Source organism: Oceanobacillus phoenicis (assembly GCF_047238145.1).
In the GTDB taxonomy this organism is placed as follows: domain Bacteria; phylum Bacillota; class Bacilli; order Bacillales; family Amphibacillaceae; genus Oceanobacillus.
This window is the reverse complement of sequence record NZ_JBDFME010000001.1, coordinates 3,619,436-3,631,101: the sequence shown is the minus strand read 5'-3', so window position 1 is coordinate 3,631,101 and position 11,666 is coordinate 3,619,436. Positions and strand designations below refer to the sequence as shown.

12 protein-coding genes are annotated in these 11,666 nt (G+C 35.5%); 9 read left to right on the top strand and 3 right to left on the bottom strand.

Annotated features, from left to right (window positions below):
• Window positions 1-3 precede the first annotated feature (3 nt).
• Window positions 4-1,011 (bottom strand): rod-share determining protein MreBH, encoded by a 1,008-nt coding sequence (gene mreBH, locus ABC346_RS18310; protein WP_413236211.1) that lies wholly within the window; start codon window positions 1,009-1,011, stop codon window positions 4-6.
• 488 nt (window positions 1,012-1,499) lie between these two features.
• On the opposite strand from mreBH, the gene ABC346_RS18305 reads away from it, so the two are divergent.
• On the top strand, window positions 1,500-2,342 hold the full coding sequence (locus ABC346_RS18305; protein WP_413236210.1) for a CAP domain-containing protein: 843 nt from the start codon (window positions 1,500-1,502) through the stop codon (window positions 2,340-2,342).
• A gap of 524 nt (window positions 2,343-2,866) precedes the next feature.
• Here the strand turns inward: ABC346_RS18305 and ABC346_RS18300 are convergent.
• Complete coding sequence (locus tag ABC346_RS18300) at window positions 2,867-3,850, bottom strand: NADPH:quinone oxidoreductase family protein (RefSeq protein ID WP_413236209.1); 984 nt, start codon at window positions 3,848-3,850, stop codon at window positions 2,867-2,869.
• 146 nt (window positions 3,851-3,996) lie between these two features.
• Here ABC346_RS18300 and ABC346_RS18295 point away from each other — a divergent pair, with 146 nt between their 5' ends.
• From ABC346_RS18295 to ABC346_RS18285, 3 genes are all read left to right on the top strand, one after another.
• Window positions 3,997-4,722: a lysophospholipid acyltransferase family protein gene (locus tag ABC346_RS18295; RefSeq protein WP_413236208.1), complete on the top strand. Its 726-nt coding sequence runs from the start codon at window positions 3,997-3,999 to the stop codon at window positions 4,720-4,722.
• A 144-nt stretch (window positions 4,723-4,866) separates the two neighbouring features.
• Complete coding sequence (locus ABC346_RS18290) at window positions 4,867-5,862, top strand: glutaminase (RefSeq protein ID WP_413236207.1); 996 nt, start codon at window positions 4,867-4,869, stop codon at window positions 5,860-5,862.
• Window positions 5,863-5,877: 15 nt separating this feature from the next.
• Window positions 5,878-6,549, top strand: a complete 672-nt coding sequence (locus ABC346_RS18285; protein ID WP_413236206.1) for an SOS response-associated peptidase — start codon at window positions 5,878-5,880, stop codon at window positions 6,547-6,549.
• Window positions 6,550-6,624: 75 nt separating this feature from the next.
• Here ABC346_RS18285 and ABC346_RS18280 read toward each other — a convergent pair whose 3' ends face one another.
• Window positions 6,625-7,977, bottom strand: coding sequence for an alanine/glycine:cation symporter family protein (locus ABC346_RS18280; RefSeq protein WP_413236205.1), 1,353 nt, complete (start codon window positions 7,975-7,977; stop codon window positions 6,625-6,627).
• A gap of 169 nt (window positions 7,978-8,146) precedes the next feature.
• Between ABC346_RS18280 and ABC346_RS18275 the strand changes: the two genes are divergently transcribed.
• The 5 genes from ABC346_RS18275 to ABC346_RS18255 all read left to right on the top strand — a co-directional run bounded on the left by ABC346_RS18275 (window position 8,147) and on the right by ABC346_RS18255 (window position 11,557).
• Window positions 8,147-8,641 carry a low molecular weight protein-tyrosine-phosphatase gene (locus ABC346_RS18275; protein WP_413236204.1) on the top strand — a complete coding sequence of 165 codons (495 nt, stop codon included), beginning with the start codon at window positions 8,147-8,149 and terminating at the stop codon, window positions 8,639-8,641.
• Complete coding sequence (locus ABC346_RS18270) at window positions 8,634-8,930, top strand: YtxH domain-containing protein (RefSeq protein ID WP_413236203.1); 297 nt, start codon at window positions 8,634-8,636, stop codon at window positions 8,928-8,930. The genes ABC346_RS18275 and ABC346_RS18270 overlap by 8 nt, the downstream gene beginning before the upstream one ends.
• A 33-nt stretch (window positions 8,931-8,963) precedes the next feature.
• Window positions 8,964-9,788 carry a YihY/virulence factor BrkB family protein gene (locus ABC346_RS18265; protein ID WP_413236202.1) on the top strand — a complete coding sequence of 275 codons (825 nt, stop codon included), beginning with the start codon at window positions 8,964-8,966 and terminating at the stop codon, window positions 9,786-9,788.
• Window positions 9,789-9,972: 184 nt separating this feature from the next.
• On the top strand, window positions 9,973-10,851 hold the full coding sequence (locus ABC346_RS18260) for a transporter substrate-binding domain-containing protein (RefSeq protein ID WP_413236201.1): 879 nt from the start codon (window positions 9,973-9,975) through the stop codon (window positions 10,849-10,851).
• A gap of 13 nt (window positions 10,852-10,864) precedes the next feature.
• Window positions 10,865-11,557, top strand: a complete 693-nt coding sequence (locus ABC346_RS18255) for an amino acid ABC transporter permease (protein WP_413236577.1) — start codon at window positions 10,865-10,867, stop codon at window positions 11,555-11,557.
• Window positions 11,558-11,666: the final 109 nt, after the last annotated feature.

Below are 11,666 nucleotides of genomic sequence, written 5' to 3'. Positions count from 1 at the left end.
CCTTTATTTTGCAGCTTTTTGTAATTTATGAATCATTTTTAATGCACGTCCGGTTCCAATAGCAACTGATTCTAATGGATTTGGTGCCATATGCACAGGAACACTAATTTCGTCAGATAGCCATTCCCGCATGCCATTGAGCAATGCTCCTCCTCCAGTAAGAACAATACCGTTGTCTACAATATCGCCACTTAATTCAGGAGGACACTCTTCAAGAGTTGAACGGATCGTTTCTAGAATTTGTTCTAGAGATTCTTTGATAGCTTGATAGATTTCAGTTGACGTAACTTCGATTGTTTTCGGTAATCCGGTTACCATATCGCGTCCACGAATTTCCATCGTTACCTCTTTATGATTTGGATGAGCATAACCGATTTCCATTTTAATATTCTCAGCAGTTCGTTCACCAATTAGAATATTATATTGTTTTCGGATATGCTGAATAATTTCATCATCCATTTTATCTCCAGCAGTACGGACAGAATTGCAGGATACAATCCCACCAAATGAAATAATTCCTACCTCAGATGTTCCTCCACCAATATCAACAATTACATTAGCGAACGGTTCATCTACAGGTAAATCTGCACCAATTGCTGCTGCTACAGGTTCTTCAATTAAATGAACCTGTTTCGCGCCATAACTAGATACAGCATTATGAATCGCTCTTCTTTCTACACTCGTACTTCCAGAAGGTGTACATACAACTACATTTGGTTTACGCATAGACATACCAAGCTGTTTACTTACTTTTTTTAATAGTTCTTTTAACATTTGAGCGGTCACATCATAATCCGCAATAACTCCATCCTTTAAGGGACGGATTGGAATGATATTTTTCGGCGTTTTACCAACCATTTCTTTAGCTTCTGTTCCGACAGCCATTACTTGTTTAGTATTAACATCGATTGCCACCACAGATGGCTCGTTTAAAACAATTCCTTTTGTCTTTGAATATACAAGAATATTAGCAGTACCTAAGTCAATTCCGATTTCAGCATTTGAAAACATATAATAAATCCTCCATTGATGACAGAATATATTTGAAAACATATTTATTGTAGACAAATTTTTATATAATACTTTTCTATTCTACAAAAACTTTTGTGGGGGTGGATAAATTTTATTCCACAGATTTCTTTGAATTTAAAATTTTCCATTCCATATAATCTAATACATTAAAATCTACAAATACAAGTAACAATTTCGTTACATTGATGCTCAATTTGTAATATATAGCCTATTCTAGAAGGTTGTCAACAATAACTTAGTAGTAAATTTTTCCTGATTAAATTAGTTTTTCCAAGCTTGGTCAAGATAACCTAAAATAGAATTATAGAATACATAAGGGTTTAATAGATTTTAAATTATAAACCATATGCATCTCCAGTAACATTGGTAAAGGATACCATTAATATTTCAATTATTACATAAAACCCATGCTATAGTGTTATTGCACAAAGCAAGACAACAAAAAACAAAAGGAGCGTGCGTTTTACATGTTTAAAAAAGTAGGAATTGCTGCTGCATTATCAGCATCATTAATTTTTGGAGGAGCTTTTGCAGGACAAGCAGATGCGTCTGCAAATGAGCAACCGTCTATCCAAACTTCATATAAATTCTTGTATTCTGTAAATGGTCAGGTGAATGAACTTTCACAAGATCAAATCAATTCTATTAAAGATAAATTGTCAAAATTAGATTGGCAGAATATTAATTTGGAGACTATCATAAATAAAGTAAAGCAAGAACAACCTAAAGAAGATACTCCTAAAAAAGAAGAAGAAAAACAATCTGAATCTAATGAAACACCAGCTCAACCAGAACAATCTGAAGAGCAAAACACTGAACAGCAAGCTGCTGAATCAGAAGAACAAGCTGCTGATGAGCAAGCAACTGCACCATCTCAACAACAAGAACAAAACAATAGCCAAAATGAACAAAGCCAAGAGCAAAGCGAAGATGTAAGTCAATTCGAACAAGAAGTAGTTGAACTTACTAACCAAGAAAGAGAAAAGCAAGGCTTACAACCACTTGAGCTAGATACTGAACTTAGTGAAGTAGCTAAAGCAAAATCTCAAGATATGCAGTCTAATAACTATTTCGACCACAATAGCCCGAATTATGGTTCTCCGTTCGATATGATGCAAAGCTTCGGTATTGATTACAATACTGCTGGAGAAAACATTGCACAAGGTCAACAGTCTCCAGAAGAAGTTGTAGATGCATGGATGAATAGTGAAGGTCACCGTGCTAACATCCTAAATGGAGATTACACTCACATTGGGGTAGGACATGTTGAAGATGGAAACTACTGGACTCAAATGTTCATTGGAAAATAATAGAGTAGGAGAGAAGAATGGTAGATTACCATTCTTCTTTTTTTATGAGCATATTATCAGTGCTGTTATGAGTATTATTCCAATTCTGTACAGTTTCATGAAATATTGATGTTGTTTTGGTTAATAGACCGGTTCTATCAACGATTATTATGGAAATAAGAAGCATTTTTGGTTAATAGACCGGTTCTATCAACGACTATTATGGAAATAAGAAGCAGTTTTGGTTAATAGACCGGTTCTATCAACAATTATTATGGAAATAAGAAGCATTTTTAGTAAATAGACTCGTTCTATTAACGATTATCCTGGGAATTAAAATCCTTTTTGGTAAATAGAGCGGCCCTTTTTACTACTATCATAAAAATCAGAAGTAGTTATAGCGAATAGACTCACTCTATTGACCATTTTCAAGTTTATCAGAATCGATTGTGGCTTTAACACAAGTCAATCATACAAATCCTGACAGATTTCCTGTTGCCCCATCATTTCATCCTCATTTGAGAAATATTTATCATCCCCAAAAATTATAAAGCTACAATCGTCCGACCTGTTGTTTTACCAGCAAGCATTGCTTCAAAAACATGATCTAACTCTTCTAGCGAAACTTCTTGAATCGATTCATTTTGGAATATAGTTGGTTTTAAGTCTGTTGCTAGTCGATTCCATGCTTCTGTGCGTTGTTCCATTGAACAAGTAACAGAATCAATTCCTAACCAGTTAACTCCTCTACCGATAAATGGAAATACAGTTGTTTGGACATCTGTTCCTCCAGTGAAACCACTTGTTGCAACGGACCCACCGCGTTTTAATGTGTTGAGAATATAAGATAATGTATTTCCACCAACTGGATCAACTGCGCCAGCCCATTTTGCTTTCTGTGGTGAAGAAGGGGTTTCTTCTTGTAAATCTTGACGCTTTACTACTTCGCTTGCTCCGATTTGTAATAAATAATCTTTTTTATCTTCTTTTCCAGTCCCTGCAACGACTTCATAACCTAGATTATGAAGCATATTAACAGCGAGACTTCCGACTCCTCCTGTAGCTCCTGGGACAACAACTGGTCCTTGTATAGGGGTTAATCCATTATTTTCTAACTTCTGAATAGATAAAGCAGCCGTTAAACCAGCTGTTCCAAGTATCATCGCTTCTTTTAATGAGAGACCATCAGGTAAAGGAATAACCCATTCACTAGGAATTCGTGCTAATTGTGCATAGCCGCCATGATGACCAGTTCCTATGGAATAGCTTGTTGCAATAACTTCTTGTCCTTTTTTAAACGAAGGATTGCTTGATTTCCGTACAGTTCCTGCTAGATCAATCCCAGGAATTAAAGGAGACTTTTCAGCTAAAGAACCATCTTTAACAACATAAGCATCTTTATAATTCACGCTAGAGTATGCAACATCGATCCAAACATCACCAACTTCCCAAAAACTATCTTCTATATTTTCTATTTTATGGTGTAATCGATCTTCTTCCTTGTACAAAACAAATGCTTTAAAACTCATCATGATTCACTCCTTTATAGGTATTACAAAAAGAATAATATAAAGTAACCACTTCAATCAATTTATTCGTTTTTCGACAAATTTCTTCAATGTAAATAGTAATCATAGTATAATAAATTTTGTGTGCGCAGAGGGAGAGTTAACGAATGATACGAACAATTGGAATATATGTTTATGCGTCCTTATTAGTTATCGGGACAATCTTTAAATTACAAAAAGTGAAAAAATGGGCTGAGACTGGACTTGCTGTAGAAAAACAGGATGAGATATTTAAAACTCCAAAAATAGTATCTCAAAAAGTAATTGCCAAAACAGGGACAGGTGTGAAGGTTGAAGGACTAGAAAAAGTACCATCGGGACCAGTTTTGTTTGTAGCAAATCATCAAGGAATATTTGATATATTGGCTTTCTTAGGATATCTTGAACGTCCAGTTGGCTTTATTGCGAAAAAGGAAATAAAAAAAATTCCGATAATCTCTACATGGATGGAATTTGTTCATTGCGTGTTCATCGATCGGACAGATCGCAGACAATCTATGCAGGCGATTCAACAAGGGATTGAAAACTTAAAAGATGGTAACTCTATGTTGATCTTTCCAGAAGGTACGAGAAGTAAAGGAAGACAAGTGAGCAGTTTTAAAGCTGGAAGTTTTCGTCTAGCTACGAAATCAAAGGTACCTATTGTTCCAGTCAGTATTGATGGAACTTATCAAATGTTAGAAGAAGATGGTGGAAGAATAAAAAAATCTTCCATTCATATTGTTGTCGATGATCCGATATTGCCAGAACAGTACGAGAAAATGAAAAGCGCTGAAATTGCTAGTAATGTAGAGAGTACCATTAGAAAAAGGTTAAAACACGTAAATGAATAATTTTTGAAGAAACACTTTTGAGCGGAAGGTATTCCTTTAATTTGAAAGTGTTTTTTTGTATGGAAAGGAATCAAACAAGGGTAAAATACAAAAGATTAGGGAATACGGTTAATATAAGCAATGTAGAAATGAGGTGTTAAAGAAATGGTGCAGGGGTCGGTTAATTTAAATACGGAGAGAGGTAAAGAGTGGTTACAAGATTATGTAGATAATTGGGTAAATTTTTATCAGAAACAAACAGATGAAGGGAAAGTAGCTAGTTACATACCAAGTCTCGAACATGCTGATCCTAATGCTTTAGGTATTTCTATAATTGGTAAAAATGGCACTATCATTCGTTCTGGCGATACAAATGTGGAATTTTCCATTCAAAGTATATCGAAAGTGTTAAGTTTTATTGTGGCATGTATGGAAAGAGGTCTTACATATGTCCTCCAAAGAGTTGATGTAGAACCAACTGGTGAATCTTTTAATTCGATTATGCATTTAGAAATCAACCAACCAAAAAAACCATTTAATCCACTTGTGAATTCGGGAGCTATAACAGTTTCTTCTTTATTAGAAGGTAGAACATCAGATCAAAAATTAGAACCCTTATATCAATTATTAGAAAAAATACTCGGACATCGACCTGAGATTGATGTGGATGTATATGTTTCGGAACGAGACACTTCAATGCGAAATAGAGCAATCGGATATTATCTACTGGAAGAAGGATACCTAGAGTCTGATTTGAGTATTACTTTGGAAACATATTTTAAACACTGTTCATTAAACGTTACACTTGATGACTTGGCAATGATAGGTTTAGTATTATCTAACGATGGAGTACATCCGAATACAGATGAGACGCTAATTCCAAAACAAATTGCTCGAGTCGCGAAATCACTTATGCTTACTTGTGGAATGTATGATGCATCTGGGAAATTTGCTTCTTATGTAGGTATTCCTGCAAAAAGTGGTGTGTCTGGAGGAATACTTGCAGTAGTGCCGCCAAGGGTTCGAAATCAAAATCTTCCATTCCTAGAAGGTTGTGGCATTGGAGTATTTGGACCAGCGTTGGATAAGCAAGGAAATAGTACCGCAGGAATTAAACTACTGCGACATATAGCCAATCAATGGGATTTAAGTCTATTCTAAGGGAGGATTAATCATTTGTGTGGTAGATATACTTTATTAGCAGATGAATTAGCAATTAAAGAAGCATTTGGATTGCAGCAATCGTTAGATTTTTATGGGCCTAGTTATAACATAGCTCCTGGTCAAAAAGTTTTGTCGATTATACATGATGGTAAAAATCGTCGTGCGGGTTATATGAAATGGGGATTAGTTCCATCGTGGGCACAAGATCCAAAAATTGGATACAAGATGATAAACGCTCGAAGTGAAACTGCACATGAAAAGCCAAGCTTCAAGCGATTGCTTTCTTCAAAAAGATGTTTAATTATTGCAGATAGTTTCTATGAATGGAAAAAAGAAATGGATAAAAAACAACCGATGCGCATCCGTTTAGAGGGTCAAGAAGTCTTTGCATTTGCAGGATTATGGGATAAATGGCAAGGCGATGAAGAGCCTTTATTTACATGTACCATTTTAACAAAACCAGCGAATCAAGATATGGAGAACGTTCATCATAGAATGCCGGTGATTTTGCCTAAGGACAGAGAAGAAGAGTGGATAGAGCCTGCGGGAAATCATGCTGTTGATTGGAAGAAATGGCTCGATGAAGTAGAGCAAGATAAATTAATACATTACCCTGTTAGTACACATGTGAATAACGCAAAAAACAATGATGAAAAATGTATTTCGCCCATTGTACAAATGTGAATAGATAAGAGTTAAAAGAAAGGGCGAACTACAATTAATTATAGTTCGCCTCTTTTTTAAGTTGAAAATGATTCATTATCCAGTTCTTTTTGCTTGTTGTTTTTCTTCCTTGGCAACTTTCATAAATCGTTTCGTTTCATAGACTACTACTCCAGATAAACCGAGAAGACCGATAATATTCGGTACAGCCATTAAAGCATTAAATATATCAGACATTAGCCATACTACATCAATTACTTCAACTGCTCCGTAGAATACAATCAGAACAAAAATCAATCGATAGGCCTTCATTGCATTTTGATTTTTAAATAAGTACCCAAAACATTTTTCTCCGTAATAAGACCATCCAACAAGTGTGGAAAATGCGAAGAATACAATCGAAATGGTTACAATATGTTCACCAAACCCACCTAGGAAGTATGCAAATGATGCCCCAGTTAAGGAAGCTCCATCAGCTCCAGCACCATACATATCTGCCATGACGATGGTAATTCCAGTTATAGAACAAACAATAATTGTATCAATAAATACTTGCGTCATCGATACTAATGCTTGTCTACCAGGATAATCTGTTTTGGCAGCAGCTGCTGCAATTGGAGCAGAACCAAGTCCGGCTTCGTTAGAGAAAACACCGCGTGCGACTCCATATCGGATTACGGTCCCTAAAATACCTCCACCAACAGCACTACCAGTGAATGCATCGGTTAAGATAAGGTTTACTGCGGCTGGAATTAAATCAAAATTCATAACCATAATAGTAAGACCACCAAGTACATAAATAACAGCCATAATTGGTACAAAGAATGAAGTAACTTTTCCGATAGTTTTAATTCCTCCAAGTACAACAAGTGCGGTAAGAACAGTGAGTACAAGTCCTGTTACCCATGTAGGAATGGAAAATGACGTTTGTAACGCATCTGAGACAGAGTTAGACTGTACCATATTACCGATTCCAAATGCTGCGATGGAACCAAATATAGCAAAAATAACACCTAACCACTTTAAATTTAATCCACGTTCCAAGTAATACATTGGACCCCCGGCCATTTTGCCGTTATCATCAGTGACGCGATATTTAACCGCTAATATTGCTTCGGAATATTTGGTGGCCATTCCGAATACAGCGGTTATCCACATCCAAAAAACGGCACCAGGTCCTCCGGCAACAACCGCGGTTGCAACCCCAACAATATTACCAGTTCCAATGGTCGCAGCCATAGCAGTTGTTAATGCTTGGTAATGACTAATATCACCTTTAGATTTTTTATCTTGTTTTTGTGGGCTAAATGCTAATCTTAACGCATACGGTAACGCCCGAATTTGCAAAAATCCAAGTCGGAATGTAAGGTAAAGTCCTGCTCCAACAATTAAAATTAGTGTTGGTGGACCCCACACAAATGAACTTACCTCTTCTAAAAACTCAATCAATTTTTCTAGCCCCCTCTTCTTTTTGATATAGTATATAATATTTCGAATATTCGATTGGATGTCAAGAGAAAATTTAATATAGCTTATATTTTTTATCGAAATTTACATGTATTTGCTTATCAAATCTAGTCGCTTATAATAGAATAAAAAGAGAAAGAGGTGGAAATCGTTGATACGTGTTTTATTTGTTTGTCTTGGAAATATTTGTCGTTCCCCGATGGCAGAAGCTATTTTCAGACATAAGCTTGAAAGAGAAAATTTAACTTCTCGAATTCAAGTTGACTCTGCTGGAATAGGAAATTGGCATAATGGTAAGCAACCACACAGTGGAACTAGGAACATCCTGGATCGTGAGGGGATCTCATATAGAAATTTATATGCTAGGCAGATCGAGAAGGATGACTGGAAAAATTATGATTATATTATTGTTATGGATGAGCAGAATATAAAGGACTTGGAAAAGATAAAATCAATAAAAGGTCCTGTTATTGGTCGTTTACTCGAATTTGTGGAAAGTTCTCAAGTATGTAATGTTCCAGATCCTTTTTTTAGTGGGAATTTTGAATACGTGTATCAACTTATATTAAGTGGATGTCAACATTTACTTCAATTTTTGAAAGAATACCATCAATTAAACGAAGAAGGAGAGATGAATCATGGGTAAACGTAAAATTATACTTGGAATGGTAATCGGAGCAGTTGCAGGTGGAGCAACAGCATTAATAGATAAGGATGCACGAGATTATGCAAAGAAAAAGTTAGTGTTAGCTAAAGCGACTTCATCTTACTATACAAGTCATCCATCTGAAGCAATTAGCGGTATTAAGCAAACGGTTGATAAATTAAATCATGCTGTGGCAAGTGGTTCTTCCAATGCTATCAACGCTTTAGAGCAAGTGGAACAAACATTAGATAAAGTTACGAATAAAACAGGCCGAAAAGAAATAGAGTAATACAAGAACAAATGATAGGGGGAGAGAGATACATTGGAGAGTTGGATAAGACTAGGCAAGAAATTTTATCAACGAATAGAAGAGGTTGATGTGTTTGGTTTGGCAGCACAACTTGCTTATTTCTTTTTGTTATCTTTATTCCCTTTTCTATTGTTTTTACTTAATCTAATCGCCTATCTCCCGATTGATATGGATCTAATTATGGAGACAATTGGAACCTTTGCTCCCGAACAAGTAATGCATCTAATCTTTACAAATTTAGATACATTAACCCAGCAAAATACCGGCCTTTTATCAATTAGTATTATTGGAACATTATGGGCGGCATCAAATGGTGTTAATGCAATTACTAGAGCTTTTAATAGTTCCTATCGTATAGAAACGGAACGATCCTTTTTTACGACAAGACTAATCGCGATTGTATTAACAGTGTGCATGGTAATTATCATTTTATTAGCCTTATTGTTGCCTATATTTGGAAGAATGATTGGCGTTTATGTTTTTTCTGTGTTTGGATTTACTACTGGGTTTATAGAAGTTTGGGAGACATTGCGATGGGTTATATCCTCCGCTATTTTCTTTATCGTCTTACTATTTCTGTATAAACTTGCACCTCATAAACGAATTGCATTCTCAGAAGTGATATGGGGTACTGCATTTGCTACTTTATCTTGGCAATTAGTATCATGGGGCTTTTCTTTTTATGTAAATAATTTAGGGAATTACTCCACAACATACGGAAGTTTAGGAACAGTAATCGTCCTGATGATATGGTTTTATTTATTTGGAATTATCATTATCACAGGCGGAGCATTGAATGCTTTTATACAAGATCAACAAAAAAGAATTATTAAATAAAAGGAAGCCAGAGGAGAATAAAGTGTATTTTCCCTGGTTTTTTAACGTTTTCAAAAACCTGTTATACATATATTGTTATATAAAAATTATACAGGTTATGTTAATTGTTTTACACATAGCCGTTATCTGTTATAATAATTTTCAGATTCATATTATAACAATAGGGGAAGGGTGGAAGAATGTAATGAAGAAGGTAATGTTTAGCTTATTTGTATTCATGTTTATTCTGCTTTTAGCTGCGTGTGGAACGAGCGAAGATAACGAAGAAACACCGGAGAATAGTGAAGGTGATGAAACAGCATCTGATGAACGATGGGAAAGCGTTCAACAATCTGGTGAACTTGTTGTCGGAACATCAGGGACACTAATAGCGGCGTCTTATTACGATGAACAGGATGAATTGACAGGCTATGATGTCGAGATTATGAAAGAAATCGGAAATAGATTAGATTTAGAGGTAAAGTTTGAAATCATGGGAATAGACAGTATGTTACCTGCTGTTCAGAGTGGCAGAATAGATGTAGCAGCAAATGATATTGAAATTACCGATAAACGTAAGAAACAATTTAATTTCAGTGAGCCTTATAAATACTCTTATACAACAATGGCAGTGCGTGAATCGGATAATTCTGGAATTGAAAGTTTAGAGGATTTAAAAGGGAAAAAAGCTGGCGGTGGAGCTACCACTATCTATAGCCAAATTGCAGAACAATACGGTGCAGAAGTAATTACTTATGGGAATGCACCGAATGAAGCGTATTTAAGTGATGTAAGTAATGGAAGAACAGATGTAGTTGTCAACGACTATTACTTAACCAAGTTTGGTGTAGCTGCTTTTCCTGATTTTGATTTACACTTGCATCCAACGATTAAGTTCCATCCTAGTCAACAAGGTGTCATTATGCCAAATGATGCTGATAAGATGACAGAAGAAATCAACAAAGTACTTCAAGAAATGAGAGAAGATGGAACGTTAAGTGAACTGGCGAAAAAGTTTTATGAAGAAGATGCATCTGTAGAGCCGACCGAAGAGATTGAAGAAATTGATGGATTAGATTTGTAAAAGGCGTTAAATGATGACTATTATTTTAATGACAAAGTTGTTTAATATTTTTGATGTTGATCTCGCCTTACAAAATTTACCATTTATTTTGGAGGGTTTGCCATATACAATCATGATTGCCATAGCAGGTATGGCAATTGGGTTAGTTTTTGGTCTATTTCTCGCCTTAGCGAGAGATTCAAAAACAATATTATTACGTTGGCCATCTAGAATATATATATCCTTTATGCGTGGGACTCCAATGCTTGTTTTTCTTTTTATTATATATTTTGGATTGCCCTATATAGGTATTGAATTATCGGCTATTACAGCCGCAATCTTAGGATTCGGTCTTAATAGTGCTGCTTACATAGCAGAAATTGATCGTTCATCTTTAAATAGTGTTGATAGAGGACAATGGGAATCAGCAAAAGCGCTTAATATGACTTATTGGCATACATTACGAAAAATTATTTTGCCACAGGCAACAAGAATAGCTATTCCGCCGTTGACCAATGTTTTTATGGATATCGTGAAGGCGACATCGTTAACTGCGGTAATAACTGTACCAGAGCTCTTCCAAAAGGCACAGATTGTTACAGGTAGAGAATTTGATGCGATGACAGTGTATATTTTAGTTGCTTTAATTTATTGGCCGATTTGTATTCTGATTGGAATACTTCAAGAAAGATTAGAAAAAAGATATAGCGTATATGTAACTAAATAAAAGAGCAAGGTGGAGACAAAAGTAAAAATATGTCTCTACCTTGCTTTTTGTATTTGCCTTATGCTATTAAATACCATTTTTGAATTCAATGCATAGTTTTACTACCTTC

Excerpts from the sequence above, each read along its gene's own strand:
- ABC346_RS18295 (WP_413236208.1), top strand. The coding sequence starts at position 3,997 with ATGATACGAACAATTGGAATATATGTTTATGCGTCCTTATTAGTTATC.
- ABC346_RS18270 (WP_413236203.1), top strand. The coding sequence starts at position 8,634 with ATGGGTAAACGTAAAATTATACTTGGAATGGTAATCGGAGCAGTTGCA.
- ABC346_RS18305 (WP_413236210.1), top strand. The coding sequence starts at position 1,500 with ATGTTTAAAAAAGTAGGAATTGCTGCTGCATTATCAGCATCATTAATT.
- mreBH (WP_413236211.1), bottom strand. The coding sequence starts at position 1,011 with ATGTTTTCAAATGCTGAAATCGGAATTGACTTAGGTACTGCTAATATT.
- ABC346_RS18290 (WP_413236207.1), top strand. The coding sequence starts at position 4,867 with ATGGTGCAGGGGTCGGTTAATTTAAATACGGAGAGAGGTAAAGAGTGG.
- ABC346_RS18255 (WP_413236577.1), top strand. The coding sequence starts at position 10,865 with ATGACTATTATTTTAATGACAAAGTTGTTTAATATTTTTGATGTTGAT.
- ABC346_RS18260 (WP_413236201.1), top strand. The coding sequence starts at position 9,973 with ATGAAGAAGGTAATGTTTAGCTTATTTGTATTCATGTTTATTCTGCTT.
- ABC346_RS18300 (WP_413236209.1), bottom strand. The coding sequence starts at position 3,850 with ATGAGTTTTAAAGCATTTGTTTTGTACAAGGAAGAAGATCGATTACAC.